The sequence below is a fragment of the Streptomyces sp. NPDC026672 genome (genome assembly GCF_040638185.1).
In the GTDB taxonomy this organism is placed as follows: domain Bacteria; phylum Actinomycetota; class Actinomycetes; order Streptomycetales; family Streptomycetaceae; genus Streptomyces.
The window spans coordinates 1-20115 of record NZ_JBEZXS010000007.1 but is presented as its reverse complement, the minus strand read 5'-3'; the positions used below and the strand labels follow the sequence as shown (position 1 = coordinate 20115).

General features: G+C 71.5%; 21 protein-coding genes and 1 pseudogene. 12 read left to right on the top strand and 10 right to left on the bottom strand.

The genetic code is table 11. The annotated features are described in order from the left end of the window. Positions 1-62 precede the first annotated feature (62 nt). From AB0F77_RS09990 to AB0F77_RS09975, 4 genes and pseudogenes are all read right to left on the bottom strand, one after another. Positions 63-227, bottom strand: a pseudogene (locus tag AB0F77_RS09990) (helix-turn-helix transcriptional regulator); the annotation flags it as partial. A gap of 160 nt (positions 228-387) precedes the next feature. Beyond that, entirely contained in the window at positions 388-654 is a 267-nt protein-coding gene (locus AB0F77_RS09985; protein WP_361944365.1) for a hypothetical protein, read from the bottom strand. A 34-nt stretch (positions 655-688) separates the two neighbouring features. After that, positions 689-1489, bottom strand: a complete 801-nt coding sequence (locus AB0F77_RS09980) for a hypothetical protein (RefSeq protein ID WP_361944362.1) — start codon at positions 1487-1489, stop codon at positions 689-691. A 174-nt stretch (positions 1490-1663) separates the two neighbouring features. Beyond that, positions 1664-2668: a winged helix-turn-helix domain-containing protein gene (locus tag AB0F77_RS09975; protein ID WP_361944359.1), complete on the bottom strand. Its 1005-nt coding sequence runs from the start codon at positions 2666-2668 to the stop codon at positions 1664-1666. Between the two features lie 225 nt (positions 2669-2893). Between AB0F77_RS09975 and AB0F77_RS09970 the strand changes: the two genes are divergently transcribed. Beyond that, positions 2894-3778: a TIGR03619 family F420-dependent LLM class oxidoreductase gene (locus AB0F77_RS09970; RefSeq protein ID WP_361944356.1), complete on the top strand. Its 885-nt coding sequence runs from the start codon at positions 2894-2896 to the stop codon at positions 3776-3778. A gap of 106 nt (positions 3779-3884) precedes the next feature. Continuing rightward, positions 3885-4481 (top strand): SMI1/KNR4 family protein, encoded by a 597-nt coding sequence (locus AB0F77_RS09965; RefSeq protein WP_361944353.1) that lies wholly within the window; start codon positions 3885-3887, stop codon positions 4479-4481. Between the two features lie 16 nt (positions 4482-4497). Here the strand turns inward: AB0F77_RS09965 and AB0F77_RS09960 are convergent, their stop codons facing one another. After that, positions 4498-4800, bottom strand: a complete 303-nt coding sequence (locus AB0F77_RS09960; protein WP_361944350.1) for a helix-turn-helix transcriptional regulator — start codon at positions 4798-4800, stop codon at positions 4498-4500. 66 nt (positions 4801-4866) lie between these two features. Between AB0F77_RS09960 and map the strand changes: the two genes are divergently transcribed. Next, the gene (gene map / locus AB0F77_RS09955) at positions 4867-5649 is read left to right on the top strand and encodes a type I methionyl aminopeptidase (protein ID WP_361944347.1); all 783 of its coding nucleotides are present in this window, start codon (positions 4867-4869) and stop codon (positions 5647-5649) included. A 43-nt stretch (positions 5650-5692) separates the two neighbouring features. Here map and AB0F77_RS09950 read toward each other — a convergent pair whose 3' ends face one another. Continuing rightward, positions 5693-6310 (bottom strand): MerR family transcriptional regulator, encoded by a 618-nt coding sequence (locus tag AB0F77_RS09950; protein WP_361944344.1) that lies wholly within the window; start codon positions 6308-6310, stop codon positions 5693-5695. A 178-nt stretch (positions 6311-6488) separates the two neighbouring features. Here AB0F77_RS09950 and AB0F77_RS09945 point away from each other — a divergent pair, with 178 nt between their 5' ends. The 3 genes from AB0F77_RS09945 (at position 6489) to AB0F77_RS09935 (ending at position 8941) form a co-directional block, all read left to right on the top strand. Beyond that, positions 6489-7037 (top strand): DUF4188 domain-containing protein, encoded by a 549-nt coding sequence (locus tag AB0F77_RS09945; RefSeq protein WP_361944341.1) that lies wholly within the window; start codon positions 6489-6491, stop codon positions 7035-7037. Between the two features lie 188 nt (positions 7038-7225). After that, the gene (locus AB0F77_RS09940; RefSeq protein ID WP_361944338.1) at positions 7226-7987 is read left to right on the top strand and encodes an SDR family oxidoreductase; all 762 of its coding nucleotides are present in this window, start codon (positions 7226-7228) and stop codon (positions 7985-7987) included. A gap of 390 nt (positions 7988-8377) precedes the next feature. Continuing rightward, positions 8378-8941 (top strand): hypothetical protein, encoded by a 564-nt coding sequence (locus AB0F77_RS09935; RefSeq protein ID WP_361944335.1) that lies wholly within the window; start codon positions 8378-8380, stop codon positions 8939-8941. A 93-nt stretch (positions 8942-9034) separates the two neighbouring features. Here the strand turns inward: AB0F77_RS09935 and AB0F77_RS09930 are convergent, their stop codons facing one another. After that, positions 9035-10450 (bottom strand): aldehyde dehydrogenase family protein, encoded by a 1416-nt coding sequence (locus AB0F77_RS09930; protein ID WP_361944332.1) that lies wholly within the window; start codon positions 10448-10450, stop codon positions 9035-9037. 182 nt (positions 10451-10632) lie between these two features. Then, entirely contained in the window at positions 10633-11538 is a 906-nt protein-coding gene (locus AB0F77_RS09925) for an AraC family transcriptional regulator (protein ID WP_361944329.1), read from the bottom strand. 248 nt (positions 11539-11786) lie between these two features. Between AB0F77_RS09925 and AB0F77_RS09920 the strand changes: the two genes are divergently transcribed. Continuing rightward, complete coding sequence (locus AB0F77_RS09920; RefSeq protein ID WP_361944326.1) at positions 11787-13064, top strand: alpha/beta fold hydrolase; 1278 nt, start codon at positions 11787-11789, stop codon at positions 13062-13064. Further along, complete coding sequence (locus AB0F77_RS09915) at positions 13037-13651, top strand: hypothetical protein (RefSeq protein ID WP_361944323.1); 615 nt, start codon at positions 13037-13039, stop codon at positions 13649-13651. Before AB0F77_RS09920 ends, AB0F77_RS09915 begins: the two co-directional genes overlap by 28 nt. A 58-nt stretch (positions 13652-13709) precedes the next feature. Here the strand turns inward: AB0F77_RS09915 and AB0F77_RS09910 are convergent, their stop codons facing one another. Continuing rightward, positions 13710-14354, bottom strand: coding sequence for a TetR family transcriptional regulator (locus tag AB0F77_RS09910; protein ID WP_361944320.1), 645 nt, complete (start codon positions 14352-14354; stop codon positions 13710-13712). Positions 14355-14466: 112 nt separating this feature from the next. Between AB0F77_RS09910 and AB0F77_RS09905 the strand changes: the two genes are divergently transcribed. After that, complete coding sequence (locus AB0F77_RS09905; protein ID WP_361944317.1) at positions 14467-15942, top strand: aldehyde dehydrogenase; 1476 nt, start codon at positions 14467-14469, stop codon at positions 15940-15942. Here the strand turns inward: AB0F77_RS09905 and AB0F77_RS09900 are convergent. Further along, positions 15931-16857 carry an MBL fold metallo-hydrolase gene (locus AB0F77_RS09900; RefSeq protein ID WP_361944314.1) on the bottom strand — a complete coding sequence of 309 codons (927 nt, stop codon included), beginning with the start codon at positions 16855-16857 and terminating at the stop codon, positions 15931-15933. The genes AB0F77_RS09905 and AB0F77_RS09900 overlap by 12 nt on opposite strands. Positions 16858-16933: 76 nt before the next feature. On the opposite strand from AB0F77_RS09900, the gene AB0F77_RS09895 reads away from it, so the two are divergent. The 3 genes from AB0F77_RS09895 to AB0F77_RS09885 all read left to right on the top strand — a co-directional run bounded on the left by AB0F77_RS09895 (position 16934) and on the right by AB0F77_RS09885 (position 19843). Beyond that, positions 16934-17341 carry a helix-turn-helix domain-containing protein gene (locus AB0F77_RS09895; RefSeq protein WP_361944311.1) on the top strand — a complete coding sequence of 136 codons (408 nt, stop codon included), beginning with the start codon at positions 16934-16936 and terminating at the stop codon, positions 17339-17341. Between the two features lie 182 nt (positions 17342-17523). Next, on the top strand, positions 17524-18516 hold the full coding sequence (locus AB0F77_RS09890) for a GlxA family transcriptional regulator (RefSeq protein WP_361944308.1): 993 nt from the start codon (positions 17524-17526) through the stop codon (positions 18514-18516). Between the two features lie 76 nt (positions 18517-18592). Beyond that, complete coding sequence (locus AB0F77_RS09885) at positions 18593-19843, top strand: haloalkane dehalogenase (RefSeq protein ID WP_361944305.1); 1251 nt, start codon at positions 18593-18595, stop codon at positions 19841-19843. Positions 19844-20115: the final 272 nt, after the last annotated feature.

Here is a 20115-nt window from a genome sequence, read left to right as displayed (position 1 = left end):
AGCCGCGTGGGGTCGACCCCGCCCGCCCGTGCCAGTTCCTCCACCGCCCGGCGCGGCGGCAGTGCCCTGCCGTTGAGGTAACGCTCCCAGGAGGAACGGCTGTAGCCCGTCTTGGACTGCAGGGACGACAGGCTCAGACCCGTGTGGTCCTTCAATCTGCGCAGTTGGACCACCAGTTGGCGCACCCGGTCGTCGAGCGGACTCGGCAGTTCCTTCCAACGCGGCATGTTCCACCCCGTACGCGCGCAGACCCTTCGAGGCACGGCAGCTGCCTCCTGTGGGCGTTGATGCACCCGTCAGAATCATCGGTTCCCCCGCGACTTCGCCGCAGGTGGTCTTTCGGCCACCTGTCCGATGATCCCCCGGCCGGGGCGACGGGAGCGCCGGCTACCGCCCCAGTGCGGCCCGGAGTTCGGCCGCTTCGGCGCGCAGGCCCTCCACCTGCTGGGGCAGCAGCCGCCGGAACTGCGTGTCCAGGACGACGCGCGCGGCCGGTTCCGTGACGCCGAAGGTGTCGACGACCTCGCGCACGGCCGTGTCGACGGATGCGCACGCCGACAGCAGGTCGATCAGTTCGTGCCTGCGCTCGATGGCCGTGAGCAGTCCTTCGAGGACGTCCAGCCGCTCCGCGGCGGCCTGGGTGTGGTCCGGCATCGTTTTCCCATGGGTCGAGTGCGTCCCGCGTGCGTCATCCCGTGTACTGGCGGAACTCCTGGGAGCCACCGCCGTCAACGTACCAGCGCCGGGACTCCCAGTTGAAAGCGAAGGCACGGTCGCTGCCGGTGGGTGTGAAACGCAGACCTATCGCGAGGTAGTTCCACTCGTTCCGGCGCATCTGCGTGACGTTGCCGGGGAGGATCGTGTAGCGGCTCACTCCGTACGCGGTGTCGCACATCCGCCAGTCCGCGAGGTTGGGATCGGTCTGCCAGTTGAGATCGGCGTACAGGGTGCAGTCGTGGTTGTTGATCGAGAACGTAGCCCCGCCCCGGGTGGAGAGTTCCCCGTCCAGGGTCGTCTCGCCCGAGAAGAAGATGTTGAGGGCGTAGTGGGCGTCCAGGGTGTCCCGTCGGGTGCAGCCCTGCGGGTCGCAGTAGCCGAAGATGACGGGCTGGTCCATGACCCAGGTCCAGCGGCTGGTGATGGTGCCGACGCCGTCGTTCTCCGGGTCGTTGAGGATGCTGTCGCCGGACGGCTCGGCGCCCGGCGCGACCAGCGCCCGGAGCGTGTCCTGGGTGCTGTCGTGGTGGTTCTTCGCGCGCTGCTGGACGTAGGCGCGGGCCTGCTTCAGGTCCCCGCGTCGGACGGCCGCCCGGACGGCCCCCGTTTCCGGCTTCTCGGTCCCCGTGACGGCGAACGCGAGACAGACCCCCGTGGCGTAGTCCGACGATGAGCACGCGGTCCGGTCCTGAGCACGGGCCGCGGTGGGTACGACGCCCGCGAGGACCACGGCCGCGGTGGCTGCCAGGATGCCCGCCAAACGTTTACGCATGGACGATCACCTTGTCTCACGATGGAACTCCGGTTCCGCGCGGGACAGTTCTCCCGCGCAGCCCCAGGTTTTCCACGCGCTACGACCCCGGCAAGACGTTTAGGCGACAGCCGAATGGTCCGGTACTCCGCATGCTCCGGTACGACTCGGCGGTGCTTCCCGCCGTTCGACGGCTCAGTCCCCGAACGGCCCGGTCCGGGAGACGAGTTCGCAGCCCAGTCTGGTGGCGGTGTGCAGGACGCGCTTGCCGTCGCGCCGACTGGTCACCAGGCCCGCCGAGCGCAGAACGGCGATCTGCTGGCTGGCGGACGGCAGGGAGACACCGACGCCGTGCGCCAGTTCCGAGGTGGACAGGCCGACGCGCAGGGTCAGCGAGGCGAGCAGCGAGGCCCTGGTCCTTCCGAGCAGCGCGGGCAGCGTCGGGGCGCCCCGGTCGGCGGCGGACGGCGGGATCAGCGCGCCGGCGTGCTTCTCCACCGGGTACACGAGGGTCGGCGCGAGCGTCTGGTCGACGAGCGTGAGGACACGCCGCCAGCAGAAGTACGACGGCACCAGTCTGAGTCCCCGCCCGGCGAGCCGCAGGTCCCGGTCGGCGGGATACGGCAGGTGCAGAACGGGTGGCTCCCAGCGTGTCGTCGGCAGCCCGAGGAGAAGCGCCTCGCTCCCGCCGTCGACCAACTGTCTTATGCGCAGCTGGACATCGGCGTCGACCTGCTCGCACAGCCCCTGCCACACGGGAGCGAGGACGCTGTCGAAGTAGGCGTGCAGCGCCGCGCCGAGGTGATCCAGCGTCCTAGGCCGCCCGTCGGCCAGTTGCGAGGTCCAGCCGGGCAGGGTGCCGTGGCCGCCGAGCACCGACAGATCATGGCGCAAACAGTGCGGGGAGGTGCCCAGCACCGACTCGATCGCGCCGCCCGGTTCCACCTCGGACTCGGCCGGAGTGAGGAAGTCCGGGATGTACGGTCCGAGCGGCACCAGCGGTCTCAGCACGGCGCGCGCGTGCTCGTGGCGTGGCCGCGCGAGGGCCGCGGCCGATCTCCGCCGCCATTCGCCGAAGAAGACGGCCCCTTCCCGGCTTTGCAGTCGGCACAGACTGCACACCACTTCCCACATGGGCTCCGGTTGCCGTGTCAGACGGATGCGTTGCAGGTCGTCGGAGGTGAAATGAATGCGCAGCATGGGGTCTCCTCAGGGACGAGTCTTTCCCTGAGGGACGCCGGAGACGAGCAGCAAACGCGCCAGAGGCGAGCGCGTCCGGCGGCGCCGGCGGTGACCCTGGCGCGGTGCCTCGGCGCCTCCTCGGGCCGGGGACGAAACAACGGGGGCGGTGCGGGAGTTGGGGGTGACGACAGGGCGGTCGGTGACCGTCGTGTCGCCACCGGACCGCGATCGAAAGGAAACCCCGTGTCCCCGTTACGTCTCGGCGTCTCCCTGCAACCGGGCTGGCCGCTCGACGACGGAGCCGGTGTGCTCCGCGCCGCGCGTCACGCCGAGGATCTGGGCTTCGACCATGTCGCCGTCGGCAACCGCCTTCTGGACAGCGGATTCGGCCTCGACACCGACCCCCTCGTCCTGCTGTCGGCCGTCGCGGGGGCCACAACGCGCCTGCGGCTGCTGACGTCCGTACTCGTCGCGCCGTACTACCCGGCCCTGGTGCTCGCCAACCAGGCGGCCACCCTGGACGTCGTTTCCGGCGGCCGGCTGATCCTGGGCGTCGGCACCGGCTGGAATCCGGACGAGTTCGCCGCCGTCGGTGTGCCCGCCCGTGAACGCGGCGCACGCACCGACGACCACCTCGCCGCCGCCAAGGCCCTCTGGACCCGGCGGCCCGCGGACTTCGACGGGCCGTTCACGACCCTGCGCGCCGCGCGCCTCGGTGTTCCTCCGGTGACCGCTGGCGGCCCGCCCGTGTGGGTCGGCGGCCACAGCGACGCCGCGCTGCGCCGTGCGCTGCGCTTCGGCGACGGCTGGTACGGCACCGGCGCCGACGCCTCGGAGGTCACCGACGTCCGACGCCGCCTGCGTGACCTCGCCGACGCGGAGCACGCCGACCGCATGACGCTCGCCTCGGCCGCGTTCCTCACTCCGCCCGGTGTCCCCGCGGCGGTCGCACCACCCGGACGACCGCTCGGCGGCGCCGCGCCCACGGCCGTGAGCGTGGCCGACGACCTCGGGCGGCTCGCCGAGGCGGGGCTCACCGCCTGCACCCTGTGGCTGCCCGTCGCGGCCGAGCACGTCGAGGAGGCCATGGAGTGGATCGCCACCGAGGTGACACCACGGCTCGCCTGACGCCGGGGTGACACCGCCGGCCCTCGGGCGCCGAGGTGACGCCGCGCCCGTCCGACGTGGTCGAGGCGGGCGTTGGCGTCGCCTCGGCGCGGCTAGAGTCCCGCAAATGGATGACGACCGGATACGGGCCGAACGGGCCGTCGCCGCCTGGGCACGCGTCGAGAGCTGGCTCGGGCGGCACGCGCCCCGCACCTTCGAGCGGCTGCCCCCACCCGCGGCTCAGGCCGAGATCGACGCCCTGGAGCGCGAACTCGACCTGCGGATCCCCGCGGACGTGCGCGCGTTCTACCTGGTGCGCAACGGCACCGGACCGGCCTCCGACTTCGACTGGCCCGTTTCGCGGGACGCCCCCGATCCGACCGGGTACTTCCTGCCCAGGGGAGAGGGGATCGGGCCCCTGGACAAGCTGGCCCTCTGGTTCGACGGCCCGGTGTCGATGGAGCGTCGGGAGGACCGGCCCGACCAGCGCTACCTGCCCGTCACCACCACCGACCCGGACGGCTTCTACGGCACGTTCACCGATTGCACTCCCGGCCACGGATACGGGCTGCTCGGCTCCTACGCCGAGGCCGACGTCCCGAGTCCCGGAGAATCGACCTTCGCCACGTACCTGACGCACATCGCCGACACACTGTGGGCGGAGCACGCCCCGAGGGGCGACACCGCCCCACGTGTCACGGACGGCCTCCTCGACTGGGAGTAGGGCTCACCGCCTCGGTCTACGAGGTCAACTGCCCATGTGCGGGGCGGCCGGAGGCGGTCGGCGCGACGATGTGTTCGGGCTGGTTGATCTCGGCCCACACCGCGTCGAGGGAGAGGCCGAGGACGTCGGCGATCGCCGCGATGGTCGGAAAGGCGGGGGTGGCCACGCGCCCCGACTCGATCTTCCGGAGGGTCTCCGGTGAGACACGTGCGTCGAGCGCGATCTCGAGCATCGAACGCGCTCCCCTGGCCCGGCGCAGGAGCGCGCCGAGGCGCTGTCCTCGTTCGACCTCTGCGGGAGTGAGCGGCAACCTGACCATGCCCCCGATTCTAGTACCGGTATAGTATGGCCGGTATAGTTATTGGTCGCATGAGAAGGGCGCCGCGTGATCGAGATCCTGAACCCCACCCTGCTGTCCCGAGCGAAGGACACGGGCGCCCTGGTGGCCGACATCCTCCAGACACTGAAGGGGCGCAGCACGGTCGGCACGAACCTCCTGGACATCGACCGGTGGACCAGGAGCCTGATCGTCGAGGCCGGAGCACAGTCCTGCTACGTCGACTACGCGCCGTCGTTCGGACGCGGGCCGTTCGGCCACTACATCTGCACGGCCGTCAACGACGCCGTGCTCCACGGACGGCCGCACGACTACGCGCTCGCCGACGGCGACCTGCTGACGCTCGACCTCGCCGTCTCCCTGGGCGGGGTCGCCGCGGACTCCGCCATCAGCTTCGTCGTGGGTGACACGAGGCCCCCGGAGAGCGTCGCGCTGATCGGCGCGACCGAGCGCGCGCTGGCCGCGGGGATCGCCGCCGCCGGACCCGGGGCCCGCATCGGGGACGTCTCCCACGCCATCGGCACGGTGCTCGGCGAGGCGGGGTACCGGATCAACACCGAGTTCGGCGGTCACGGCATCGGATCGACGATGCACCAGGACCCGCACGTCCCCAACACCGGGCGACCCGGCCGCGGATACAAGCTGCGCCCGGGGCTGCTGCTGGCCCTGGAGCCGTGGGTCATGGCGGACACGGCCGAACTCGTCACCGACGACGACGGATGGACGCTCCGAAGCGCGACGGGCTGCCGGACGGCACACAGCGAGCACACCATCGCCATCACCGACGACGGAGCCGAGGTCCTCACCCTGCCGAAGCAGTCACGCCCATGAGGCCGAAGCCCCACCACCGACCACCCACCGCCCGCCTCGGCCGCTAGGTGTCGTAGCGCCGTGCGGACTCGTGTTCCTGGGCGAGGCGGCGCAGGGCCAGCAGGGCCGGTTCCAGCAGGGCGGTGAGGACGACGGCCCGCTCGGCCAGCTCAAGCGGCTCGGACACACCCTCCAGTTGGTCGAGGTCGAGCCGGGCGGTCCGCTCGGCCAGTCGGGCGTAGGGCAGCAGGGTCCGCCAGTCCATGGCGATCCCGAACTGCTGGAGGGTGGCCAGGGTCCCGGCCAGCACACCGCGGGCGGACGCGACATCGTGGACCTGCCAGCCGAGTTCGTCCAGGAGCGCGTTGACCGCGGCAAGTTGCTCCGGTTCCTCGGCCGGCTCGTCGGGAAGCCGAATGGCCCCGAGGGCGAGCCCGAGGACGATGTGCGGATGCGACTGCTCCGCGGAGAGCGCGCCGAGCACCTTCCGGGTGTCCTCCACGGAGAGCCCGCGGGCCCCGATGAGCGCCCTGATCAGCCGCAGCCGGCGCAGATGCTGCTCGTCGTACTCGGCCTGGGTGGCGGAGACGAGCCGCCCGGCGGGCAGCAGCTCCTCCCGGATGTAGTACTTGATCGTGGGGACGGACACCCCACTCTTCCGGCTGAGTTCCGAGATTCGCATGAGGGTCGCGCCCTTCCGGCCGTCCACTACCGTCCCCGCCCATCGCGGACAGTAACACTATCCAATACGGCCATCACGGCCCCCGAACCCCCTTGCGACCCCCGATTGGATCGTGCCACTATCCAAGCAGAACGATTGGATAGCGCCGCTATCCAGGTCGTACGGGGAAGGGGTCGTCATGTTCGGAAAGCCCGTGACCGCGGGACGGACCACCGCCGCCGCGGAGGGCGACGTGGTCGTCCTGCTGATCGGCGTGCGGATCAACCACTTCTGGGCGGTTCACCACTGGTTCCCGACGCTGGCGGCGATGCCGCGCATGCTCCGCGAGCTCAGGAGGAACCCCGAACGCGGCCTGCTCGGTCATGTCCTGCTGACCGGCTCGCCACGGTCGTACTACGTCGTGCAGTACTGGGAGTCGAAGGAGAAGCTGTACGCCTACGCCTCGGCGCCCGGCATGCTCCACCACAGGGCGTGGTCGCTGATGAACCGCAAGGAGAAGGCGGGCAAGGCGCGCGGACACGTGGGCATCTGGCACGAGACGTACGTGGTGCCACAGGGGTCGTACGAGTCGATCTACGGGGACATGCCGGCGTACGGCCTCGCCGCCGCGCACGGGCAGGTGCCGGTGGAGCGGCGGGGCCGCAGGGCGAAGGACCGGCTCGCCCACCGTCCCGCCACGGCTACGGCGACCGCGGCGGAGCGGGAGGCGCCGTCACGTCCGGCGTAGCACGGGCCGACCCCCGGGACGCCGTGGACGTGCCGTCGGGTCCCGAGGCCGTGCGCCGGCGCGGAAAGGCGGGACCGGGGACCCGGCGGGACAATTGGGGGAAGGCAGACGCGCGGAGGACGCCTGGAGGCGGTCATGTGGGGCGAGCGAAGGGATGCGCAGGGGCCGGGCGCGGGCGGTGGTGGCGCATGGTGAGCGGGGCGGAGCGGGAAGCGGTCCGGGCGGACGGGCCGCTGGCGGGGCAGACGGTCGTGGTGGTCGGCGGCAGCGCGGGCATCGGCCTGGAGACCGCGCGGCAGGTCCGCGCGGCGGGCGGCGAACTGGTGCTGGTGGCGCGGAACGCGGAACGACTGGAGCGTGCGGCACGGGAGTTGGGCCCGCTGAGCACGGCCGCGTTCGACGCCCAGGACGCCGAGCGGCTGGAGACCTTTCTGCGTGAGCTGCCCGGCCGGGTGGACCATGTGCTGGTCACGGCTGGCAGCCCGTTGTACACGCCCCTCGCCAAGGTGGACCTGTCCGAGGCCGCGCGGGACTTCGGCGGACGTGTCGCGGTGATGCTGGCGGTGGCGCGGGCGGGCCGCGAGAAGGTCAGGCCCGGTGGGACGCTGCTGTTCGTCGGCGGCACCGGCGGCAGGCGGCCCGCGCCCGGGATGGCCGTGATGGGCGCCGTCACCGCGGCGCTGCCCGCGCTGACCGCCAACCTGGCACTGGAGACCGCCCCGGTCCGGGTCAACCTCATCGCGGCCGGGTTCGTGGACACACCGCTGTCGGCCGCCCTGCTCGGCGACCGACTCGACGAGCGGCGCGAGCAGTTGCGGAGGACGCTGCCCATCGGCCGGGTGGTGGGACCGGCGGACGTGGCCGCCCTCGCGGTGCACCTCATGGTCAACGACGCCCTCACCGGCGCCACTTACGACATCGACGGCGGCCAACAACTCGTCCACGACTGACTCTCCGGCCTGGAAACCCGACCCCGGTTCAGCCGGCCCGGGGCCGGGTGCGCAGGAGAGCGGTGATGCGCTCGGCGGTACGGGCAGGGTCGCGCAGCGGTCCTCGGCGCCCTGCCCCGGCCCCGATCGCGGGCCGTCCCCCCGCGGTGTCCGTCCGAGTTTCGCCCTCCCTTCCTCCCCCGCGTGCGCGCGCTTTGCGCGACAATCGCACCGTCGCGTGCGCCGCGGCGGGCGTCACCAGCGCCTCGCACGCCGGCGTACGACAGCGAACCGACGGTTCGTCACGGCCTGCCTCCGCTCACGCTCGGGACCGGGGGGTCGCACCGGAGGCAGGCGCCGTGCGCACCACACCTGTGGGAGCGCACCCATCACATCCCTTGGGGGGATCTCATGAGTTCGTCGTACCCGCCCAGCCCGATACGCCCCGCCGGGCCGCCGCACGAGCCCGACACCCGCCCGCTGCACCGGCGCAAGCGGATCTGGTTCGGAGCCTTCAGCGCGTTCACCTTCGGCGCGCTCGTCGTCGCCATGGGCGGCAACCCGGACCCCGCGAGCACCACGGTCGCCGCGGCCGCCCCGACGGTGCGGGTCACCACCACCGCGACCACCACGGTGACACCCGCTCCGGAGCCCGCAGTCACGGTCACCAGAACCGCCGAACCCAGACCGGCCCCGACCGTGACGGTCACCAAGACCGTGCGGGCGGCGGCCGGTTCCTCCGGATCGTCCGGCAGCGGCGGAACGGGCGGGGGATCGTCGCACACGAGCAGCGGCTCGTCGAACACGGGCGGCGGCACCCGTGCGGGCACCTGTTCCATCGTGTCCAACGCGGGCAACTGCTACTCGGCGGGCCAGTTCTGCCGCAGCGGCGACCACGGTGCCTCCACCACGAACGCCGCCGGCACCCCCATCACCTGCCGCTTGAAGTCCGGCAGTTGGCGCTGGACCTACTGACGGGCCGACTCGCCGCGTGCGGGCACACGGCCTGCGGCGGCCCCGGACGACAAGGCGTCGTCCGGGGCCGCCGCGGTGCCGTCCGCGCGTCGGTCAGGCCATCACGGACCGCGGTTCGAGGAAGCCCTCCAGGCCGAAGACGCCGTACTCGCGGCCGATGCCCGACTGCTTGAACCCGCCGAACGGGGACAGTGGTTCGTAGCCGCCGTTGATCGCCACCCGGCCCGCCTCCAGCCGGGAGGCGATGCGACGGGCCCGCTCGGGGTCGGACGAGAACACATACGCGTGCAGTCCGTAGGGCGAGTCGTTGGCGATCTCCACGGCGTGGTCGTCGTCGCGGTAGGCGATGACCGACAGCACCGGGCCGAAGATCTCCTCGCGGGCGATCGTCATGTCGTTGGTGACGTCCGCGAACAGCGTCGGACGCACGAAGTAGCCGTCGGCGAGTCCGTCGGGGCGGCCGGGACCTCCTGCGACGATGTGGGCGCCCTCCTCGACACCACGGCGGATGTAGCCCTGGACGCGCTCCCACTGGCGTTCGCTCACCATCGGCCCGACGGCGGTCGCCGGGTCGCGCGGGTCGCCCGCGGGGAAGTCCCGCATCTTCTCCTCGGCGACGGCGAGGAACTCCTCCAGCCGGCTCTCCGGGACGAGGATGCGGGTACCGGCGACACACGCCTGGCCGCTGTTGACGAACCCGGCCATGAGCGCGCCCGTGACGGCCTCCGCCATGTCGGCGTCGTCGAGGACGATCGACGGGGACTTCCCGCCCAGTTCGAGCGTCACGCGCTTCAAGGTGTCGACCGCCTCGCGCAGGATCAGCTTGCCGGTCGCGGTGGAGCCCGTGAAGGAGACCTTGGCGACGTCGGGATGGCGGGTGAACGCGGAGCCGACGACGTCACCGCGCCCGGTCACGACGTTCAGGACGCCCTTGGGCAGCCCGGCCTCGTGCAGGGCGCGGGTGACGACCCGGGTCTGTGTCGCGCTCATCTCGCTGGGCTTGACGACGACGGTGCAGCCGGCGGCCAGCGCGGTGGCGAGCTTGTCGCAGATGAAGAACGCGTCGGAGTTCCAGGGCGTGATCAGGGCGGCGACACCCACGGGCGCCAGTTCCACGGTCGCGCGGCCGATGTGCCGTGTGAAGTCGAAGCCCTCCAGAGTCGTGATCATGTCGGTGAAGGCGTCGGCGGCGGAGTCGACCATGTAGGTGTTGCGCAGGGGTGCGCCGTACTCGACGGTGACCGCCTCCAGGAGTTCGTCCTTGTGTGCGGCGACCGCGTCCCGGAGCCGGCGCAGCGCGTCGATCCGCTCCTCCTTCGAGGTCGCGGACCACACCGGCAGCGCACGCCCGGCCGCCGCGACGGCCGCCGCCGCGTCCACCTCGTCGGCGAGCCGCACCTGTCCGGTCACCTTGCCGGTGGTGGGGTCGAACAGGTCGAAGAGTTCCGTGCCGTGCGGGGTGACGAACTCCCCGTCGACGTAGACCTCGTTGATCAGGTTCTCTTGCATGATGGTCTCCGTGATGTGGGCATACGCCGGCCCCTGATCTGCGGGAAGGCAGGGAGGGAGGCCGGACCCGGTGTCGCCGGTCCGTGGATCGTGCCGGTGCCTCCATCACAGCAACCGGGGGGTGTGCCGGGCCAACAGGATCCTCCTGCGTGGTTGCACGATCCTGTCCGACCCGGGGTCCGTCACGGCAGCGCGGCGGGGGCGGGCCCCGCGCCGGTGCGCATGCGCACCGCGTCGCGGCTGGGTGGTGCGCCGAAGAGGCGGCGGTACTCGCGGCTGAACTGGGACGGGTTGTCGTATCCGACGCGGAAGCCGACGCCGGTGACGTCGTTCGGATGGTTCGCCAGCAGGAGTCGCGCCGCCTGGAGCCGGATGTGCTTCTGGAACTGGATCGGGGACATCGCCGTCACCGCGTGGAAGTTCTTGTGGAACGCGGAGACGCTCATGCCCGACATCCGGGCCAGTTCCTCGACCCGGAACGACCGGGTGTAGTTCTCCCGGATCCACCGCACCGACCGGGTGATGGGGCTCATGCTGCTGTCGGCGAAGCCGAGTTGGCGGACGGCGTCACCGTGTTCCCCGGTCATCAGCCGCCACAGGATCTCGCGCTTGACCAGGGGCACCAGCGCCTTGCGGTCCTGCGGCCGGTCGAGCAGCCGCAGCAGCCGTACGACGGCGTCGAGCAGTTCGTCCGGAGCGTCGCTGACCGCGATGCCCGGCCGGACGGCGCCGGGTGAGCGGGGCGGGTCCGCCCGTCCGGTCCGGAGCAGCAGTTCCGCGATGACGGCGGGTTCCAGGACCATCCCGAATCCGAGCGCGGGACGGCCCGGGACGGCGTCGACGAAGTACCCGGTCACGGGGAGGTCGACGGAGGTGACGAGGTACTGCCCCACGCCGTACTCGTGGACCCGGTCGCCGACCGCCAGCCGTTTGCTGCCCTGGGCGACGACCGCGAACACCGTGCCCGACATCGACGCCCCCGGCGACACCTCGGGCTCGGCCCGGCAGATCCGCACCCCGTCGACGGCCGTGCCCGTATCGGGACGCGCATGCCGTTCCAGCAGGTCACGCAGCTCATCCACAGACATGCTCCGAGTACAGCACACCGCCCACGACGGCCATCCCGCGCGCAAGAGGATCGTGCAAAGACCGAAGACTTCCGTGAAAGCGCGCACCGCCGGTCCGGTGATCCGCGGGGAAGCGGACCGTTTAAGCTTCCGGTGCTGAAGTCGAAACGCGACTCGACGAACTGTCCGTGATTCCCGACGGGTGCTCGCATGCCTTCGAGGGCCCCATTCTGCCGAGCGCACGATGCATCACGGACGGAAGGGCGACAATGAGGAAGTTGTTCGTGCGGTCTTCGACAGGAATTCGGTACGCCTATTCGCGGGGCGGCAGCGGTTCAGGGCCTCCGCTGCTTTTCCTGTCGCATTTCCGCGCCACCATCGACATGTGGGATCCGGCCCTCGTCGAGCGGCTGGCCGCCGGTCGTGAGGTCGTCCTGATCGACAACCGGGGCATCGGCCTGACGGACGGCGCGGCCCCGCACACGGTCGAGGAGATGGCGCACGGCGTCCTCGACTTCGTCGACACCCTGGGGCTCGCCCGCGTCGACCTCCTCGGCTTCTCCCTGGGCGGCTACGTGGCACAGCAGGTGGCCCGCACCCGCCCGGAGCTGGTACGGCGCCTGGTGCTGGCCGGCACCGCGCCGCGCGGCTCCGGGGAGGACCTGGCCCTCAGCGGCCGGGTGCACACCATCACCAGGAAGAGCGCCATCGGGCCCAAGGACCTCATCCACCTCTTCTTCCCCGGCACACCCGAGGGCCGGGATGCCGGAGTGGCGTTCATCCGCCGGCTCGGGCGCCCGCGGGAGGATCCCGACACCGGCGTCGAGGAAATCTCCTGGCGTGCCCAATTGGACGCGGCGAAGACCTGGGGCGCGGACCTCCCCGACAATTCCGAGAAGCCGCTTCCGCATCCCGTTCTGGTCGCCCACGGCGAGCAGGACGTCATGATCTCCGCGGCGAAGGGCCGGCTTCTCGCGGCCCGGCTGCCGAATGCGACGCTGAAGGTATTCCCCCACGCCGGTCACGGATTCCTCTTCCAGGAGCACGAGGATTTCGCCGCGGACGTCCTGGCTTTTTTGTCGGCCGAAGAAACGGGAGCAGCAGTGGAGTCACGAGAACACGGTGCCGGATCGGCCGCCGGGGAACCGGCGCGGTGCCCGTTCGTCCTGGACGTGACCGGAGCCGACCAGCACGCGGAGAACGCGCGTCTGCGAGCGGCCGGGCGGGCGGTGCCGGTCCGGCTTCCGGGCGACGTGGAGGCATGGGCCGTACCGCACCACGACGATCTGCGCCGGGTGCTGACCGACCCCCGGGTGGCGAAGGGCATCGAGCACTGGGGAGCCATGAACCGCGGCGAGGTCCCCGACGGCTGGCCGCTGATCGGCTTCGTCAGCACCGAGAGCGTCATCAACTCCCATGGTTCGGCGCACCGTCGGCTGCGCGGTCTGGTCGACCAGGCGCTGACCCCCGCCCGGGTGGAGAAGATGCGCCCCGGCGTCGAGAAGCGCAGCCGACGGAGGTGTCCGTCGATCCCGTTCTCGCCCTGATGCAGGCGCACTTCGACAGTCACGGGCCGCTGCGGGCCGGCGAGAGCATCCTCCTGTCACGCTTCCAGGTCGACCCCGACTCCGGTGCGTTCACCTCGGCGGCCGTGGACAAGTCACCGCTGGCCCTGCACGCGCACGACTGGGTCGAAAGCCCCCTCGGCGACTGGTTCGAGCGCTTCGCCATGGAGGTCCAGCGCGGCGAACCGATACGGGTCGGCCACGCCAGGCCGAGGGGTGCGGAGCTGTCGCGCACCGATTTCCGTGCGGCTGTCCGGGACGCGCTGCGCAGTCTGGCGCGCGAGGACAACCTCGACCGGAACCCGTTGTGCGCGGCCGGGGTCGCCGAGAACGGCAGGGAACTGGTGAGGGTCGTCACCGACGCGGTGGAGGTGCTGTCCCGAGACCCGCGCGACCGCAAGTTCTTCGAGGCGCTGCACGCCACCTACTTCTCCGGCGTCCCCAACCAGGAGGCCTCCGCGGAACGGCTCGGCCTGCCCTTCAGCACCTACCGCAGGCATCTGACCAAGGGCATCGACGAGGTCACCGACTGGCTCGCCCGCAATCGGACGCGGAAGAACCGGCCTTGACGGCTTATACGGCATCGATGGCGTCGACCGCGTCGACGGGGCACGGTGTCCCGGTCGTTCAGTACGGGCCCATGCCCGCGAGCAGTCGCTCCGTCGTGCGCTCCAGGCGGGGCCGGAAGTCCACGGCGGCGTGGCCGAGACGAGGGTCCTCGGCGTAGAGGCGGGCCAGGGTCTGCGGCGGGTGCGCGGTCTGCCACAGGCCCGCGGCCATCGTCGTCACCGCGGCCACCAGGTCCTGCGCGTCGTCGGAGGTGAGGCCGGGCAGCGCGGTCGTCAGGGCCGTCCGCACCGTGTCCACCGCGTCGAGCACGGTGAGTTTGAAGGCGCGCACCGCGTCCGTGGAGACACCGCGTTCCAGGTGGAGCGGGGCGTGGGCGAGCAGATCGCAGAAGAGGGGGCGGTCGGCGAGCGTGCGGGTGAGCACGACGGCGACCCTCGGCCCCGGCGTACGCAGTTCCTCCGCCACCGCCGCGGCCCAGTCCCCCCAGCACTCGGCGGTCAGCTGGAGGAAGACCTCCTCGCGCGTCTCGAAGTAGCGCAGCACCCCCGACTTGTGCACACCCGCCTCGGCCGCGATGTCGGTGAGGCTCACCGCCCGCACGCTGTCCCGCAGGCCGAGCGTCCGCGCGGCGTCCAGGATCGTCTGCCGCCGCTGCTCCTTGTGCTCGGAGCTGCGGGCGCGCTGGAAGGGGGGCGTGGCCATGCCCCGACCTTAACACAACACGGTTGCACTAATTACGAAACAGTGTTTTATTGAGAGCGCCGGCGCGGGTCGGCCCAGGACCCCGCGCGACATCAACCGGAGGAACACGTCCGTGAGCACCACAACCCCGCCCCTCACCACCCCGTACCGCTACGACAAGCTGTTCATCGGCGGTCGCTGGACCGCCCCCGCGGGCGACCGCGTGATCGAGGTCCGCTCGCCGCACGACCACCGCCTCGTCGGGACCACGCCCGAGTCCGAGCGCGCGGACGTGGACCGGGCGGTCGCCGCCGCCCGGGAGGCGTTCGACCACGGGCCCTGGCCCCGGCTGACCCCCGAGGAGCGCCAAGGGGTCGTCGCCCGTTTCGCCGCGCTGCACCGTGAGCGGATCGAGGAACTCGCCGCCCTGACGACCGCGGAGAACGGCTCGGCGAGCTGGTTCACGCGTTTGCTCCAGGGCTACGTGTGCGACATGACCGACAACTTCCTGGAACTGGCCGCGGCCCACCCCTGGGAGGAGGAACTGGCCGGCGCCTCCGGTCCGCGCACGCTCGTGCGCCGCGAACCGGTCGGTGTCGTCGCCGCCGTCATCCCCTGGAACGCGCCGCAGCAGTCCGCGCTGGTCAAGCTGATCCCCGCGTTGCTGGCCGGCTGCACCGTGATCCTCAAGCCGTCGCCGGAGACCGCGCTCGACGGCATCCGGCTGGCGGAGGTGTTCGCCGCCGCCGGGCTGCCCGAGGGTGTGCTCAGCGTGCTGCCGGCCGACCGTGAGGTCAGCGAGTACCTGGTCGGCCACCCGGGAGTGGACAAGGTCGCGTTCACCGGGTCCACCACCGCCGGCCGGAGGATCGCCTCGGTGGCCGCCGGTCGGCTCAAGCGGGTCAGCCTGGAGCTCGGCGGCAAGTCGGCGGCGATCGTGCTGGAGGACGCCGACCTGGGCCAGGTCGTGGAGGGGCTGCGCTACGGCGGCTTCGCCAACAACGGTGAGGCATGTGTCGCCCTCACCCGCGTCCTCGCCCCGCGCGGCCGCTACGAGGAGATCGTCACCGCGATCGGCGACCTCGTCGCGGGCCTCACCGTCGGCGATCCCGCGGACCCGTCCACCTTCATCGGCCCGATGGTCCGGGCCGGCCAGCGCGACCGGGTGGAGTCGTACATCCGGGTCGGCATCGAGGAGGGCGCGCGGCTCGTCACGGGCGGTCCCGGCGCGCCCGAGGGCCTGGAGAGCGGCTACTACGTGCGTCCCACCGTCTTCGCCGACGTCGACAACTCCATGCGGATCGCGCAGGAGGAGATCTTCGGCCCGGTCGTCGTGGTCATTCCGTACGACGACGAGGCCGACGCCGTACGGATCGCCAACGACTCCCCCTACGGCCTGGCCGGCGCGGTCTTCACCGCCGACCGGGAGCGCGGGGTGGAGATCGCGCGGGCCGTCCGCACGGGCACGTTCTCCGTCAACGGGGCCCCGCGCCACCCGGACGCGCCCTTCGGGGGCTACAAGTGCAGTGGCTTCGGCCGGGAGTACGGCCCGCACGGCCTCGACGCGTACACCGAACTGAAGTCGATCGCCACCGGCTCAGCTGCCTGAACCCACCCCGCCGCCGGCCGGAGGCCGGTCCTCCGTCGGGTGCGGCAGCCAGGTCGTGCCGGACGTGGAGTGCTCCACGCGGCCGAAGACCTGGCCGGAGAAGTGGCCGGCGGCGAGGATCGTGCCGGGCTCGGCGAGCACCTTCTCCCGGGTCGTCAGCGCCAGGCGGGCGTCCACGTCGGCGAAGAACGACCAGCCGGGCTCCGCGATCTGCGCCGCGGAGTGCAGGACGTCCCCCACGATGAGCACCCGCTCGGAACCGGGGCCGTCCGGGTCGGTGACCTCCAGCGCCAGGTGCCCCGGGGTGTGGCCGGCGGTCAGCCGGACCGTGACGCCCGGTGCGACCTCGTCGCCGTCGCCGAGGAATCCGACGACGTCGCCCAGCGGCTCCAGGACACCGCGGGGGTCGGGGCCGCCCGCGTCCGCGTCGGCCTCCTTCGTCCAGTACGTCCACTCGGCCTCGGCGACGAGGTGGCGGGCGCGGGGGAAGGTCAGTGCGGCGGGCGCGGACGCGGGTCCGTCCGGGTCCGCGGGATGCGCGGAGACGTCGCTCGTCCACCCCACGTGGTCGCGGTGCAGATGGGTGTAGACGACAGTGTCGATGTCCTGCGGGGAAAGGCCCTCGCCCGCCAGGCTCTCCAGCAGGGAACCGCTCCTTATCCGCCCCACGCCGGGAATCCGGAAGTCGGCGGCGCCCATTCCGAGGTCCACGAGAATGCGTCGCCCACCGGTCCGCAGGAGAAAGGAACCGAACGACAGGATCACCTGTCCTTCGTCGTCGAGGTAATCGTGAAGAACGGACCGGTCCGCTTCCGGGAAAACGGTGGCGGCAGGGTGAACGCCGTGGCCGTCCGGGAGATAGGTGAGGGTCGTCGAGCCGATGCGGAGGTGTGCACTTCGTGCGGGGAAGGTCATGTTCCGAGAGGCTAGGCGGGACCTTCCGGGAAGGGGAGTACGTACTTGCAAGTGCGGATGCTTGTAGTGTCTGAGCATGGATGACGCACGCATCCGGCCCCGGCCCGGATCCCCGGGGCCGAGTGATCCCACGGCAACGGACGCACGCGCCGGCCGGGACAGCCGGGTGGGCATGGACCGGATGGCCGACCGGTGGAGCGGCTGGCTCATCGTGCTGCTGGCCGACGGCACCAGACGTTATGCCGAACTCAGGGCGTCCCTCGAGGGAATCAGCGAGAAAATGCTCACGCAGACCCTGCGCGGCATGGAACGGGACGGTCTTGTCGTCCGGCACGATCACCAGACCTATCCCCGCCGGGTCGAATACTCCCTGACCCCGCTCGGGCTTTCACTCCGCGCGCAACTGGACGCCGTCTGCGACTGGAGTTCCCGGCACCAGGAGGAGATCAGCCAGGCCCGCAGGCAGTACGACGCATTCCACTGAGCATTCCCCCGACCCCGCCGGGCCGGGGGGCATCGTTTGATCGGTGTCCCGGTGACCGCGTCCTCGCCCCGACCGGCGTCGCACGGACCCGGTGAGGCGTTGCGGACCCGCGCCACGCCCATGTCCGTATCTGCCAAACACCTGTCATTGCGGACATCCGGTCGGCGTCCCACGATGAAGACATGGAAGCGGAACCGACGCACATCGTCCTGGTGACGGTCTTCCCGGGTGTGGACGCCTTCGACGTCGCCGGGCCCGCGGAGGTCTTCACCATGGCCAACCACCTGCTGTCGCCGGAACGGCCGCGCTACGAGATCCGCTTCGTCGGACCCTCGCGCGAGGCCGTCCGGACGACGACGGGCCTGCGGGTCCAGGCCGACCTGTCCTTCGACGAGTTCCACGGCCACGCCGACACCGTGATCGTCTGCGGACGCATGGACGTCGGCCCCGACGGGCCGTACCCCGTGCTGGATCCGGAGGTCACGGCCTGGCTGGCTACGGCGGGCGAGGACGCCGGCCGGGTGGCGGCGGTCTGCGCGGGCAGCCACATCGCGGCCGCCGCGGGGCTGCTCGACGGCCACCGGGCCACGACCCACTGGGCCACCGCGCCCCGACTGGCCGCGGACCACCCGCTCGTCGAGGTGGACGCCGATCCGATCTTCGTGCGCTCGGGCCGTGTCTGGACCAGCGCCGGCATCACCTCGTCGCTGGACCTCGCCCTCGCCCTCGTGGCCGAGGACCATGGCGACGACATGGCGCTCCAGGTCGCGCAGATCATGGTCATGTACGTCCAACGGCCGGGCGGCCAGAGCCAGTTCAGCGTCCCGCTGGCGGCGCGGCCCGGCGGCCGGGACGACGTCGCCGAGCTGCGCCGGTGGATCGGCGAGAACCTGGACGCCGATCTCTCGGTCGGCGCGCTCGCCGAGCGGCTGTCGGTCAGTCCGCGCCATCTGGCCCGGGTCTTCCGGACCGAGGTCGGCGCGACACCGGGCGAGTACGTCGAGGGCCTGCGTGTCGAACAGGCCCGCCGTCTCCTGGAACGTACGCGGATGACACCGGCCGCCATCGCCGCCGCGTGCGGTCTCGGCTCCGTGGAGACCCTCCACCGTGTCTTCCGGACACGGCTCGGAACCACCCCCGGCGACTACCGCAGACGTTTCACGTCCGCCGTGTAGCCGCCCGCCCGTCAGTCAGATCAGTCACCCCGACGAGGCCCGCACCGCGCGGGCCGGTCAACCCGAGGAAAGCACCATGCATCAAGTATTCGTCGAGCTGTACAACTACCGTCCCCAGTGGCGTGAACTCGACGACGAGCGGCGCCGCGCCTTCGTCTTCGGCCTCTCGAACGCCCTGGCCGACCTCCAGCGGCAGGGAGTGGAGATCATCGGCTACGGCGCGAACGACCCCGACACCGACCGCCGCGCCCCCTACGACTTCTTCTCCGTCTACCGCGTGCCGGACGCCGCCACCCGGCGCGGGTTCGAGGCCGGCATCGCCGCGTCCGGCTGGTACGACTACTTCGAGCAGGTGAATATCGGCGGCGCCGCCCTGTCCCCCCTCGGCGCGCTGCTCAACAACGTGGCCCTGCTCCCGCCGGCCCCGCAGGGCCCACCGATCCCGGCCGTCTCCCCCTTCACCAAGCGGCGGGTGGACGTCCTCGGCCGCACCATGGCCTACGTCGACGAAGGCACCGGCGTCCCGGTCGTGTTCGTGCACGGCGACGTCATGTCGTCCTTCCTCTGGCGCAACGTGATCCCCCACCTCGACGGCGGGCGGACACGCTCCCTCGCCGTCGACCTCATCGGCGCCGGCGACTCCGACAAACTCCCGGACAGCGGACCCGGCAGCTACTCCTTCGCCACCCACGCCCGCCACTTCGACGCGTGGATGGAAGCGCTCGACCTGGGTGACGGTGTCGTCCTGGTGGGACACGACTGGGGCGCCAACGTGGCCTTCGACTGGGCCATGCGCAACGAGGGGCGGGTGCGCGGCCTGGCCTTCTCCGAGGCGATCACCCCGCCGTTCGACTGGGAGGACTGGCCGGAGGGGATGCGGCCCCAGTTCGCGTACCTGCGCACCGCGGAGGGCGAGAAGGACGTCCTGGAGAACAACTTCTTCGTCCACGCCGCCCCGCAGACCATCACCCGCATGCTCGCCCCGGCCGAACTCGCCGAGATCGTACGGCCCTACGCGCGGCCCGGCGAGGACCGCCGCCCCACCAGCGACTGGCCGCGTGAGGTGCCCTTCGGCGACGACCGCGGCGAGACGCGCACCGCTCTGGAGTCGCAGGCCGCCTGGCTCGCGCGCACACCGGTGCCCAAGCTCCACCTCCCCGGTGTCCCGGGTGGGATCGCCCGGCTGGGCGGCCGCAAGCGGGAGCTGATCGGCACGTGGCCGAACCTCACCGAGGCGCCGGTCCCGGGCCTGCACTGGACTCCCGAGGACGCGCCCCACGCGATGGGCGCCGCGCTGGCCGAGTGGCTGCGGGCCCTCACCGACTAGGGCGTGTTTCGAAAGTAGCGCCGTCCGCCCGGAGGGCGGGGTCCGCGGCGTCTGGTGCGTGCAATCGCAAGGCGGAGGATCGCCCTCGTACTGGATGTCCTTGGGCGTTCCGACAACGCAGCGAGTGTGCGTGCCAGGCGTCGCGGGCCAGGCGGGACTTTCGAAACACGCCCTAGTTGTATTGATCACGAGCGTTGTTAACGCCGCCGGGCTTGATCATGGCGAAGGCCTCCGTGTGTGGTGGAGGTGTCGAATCTTCACCGCACGGAGGC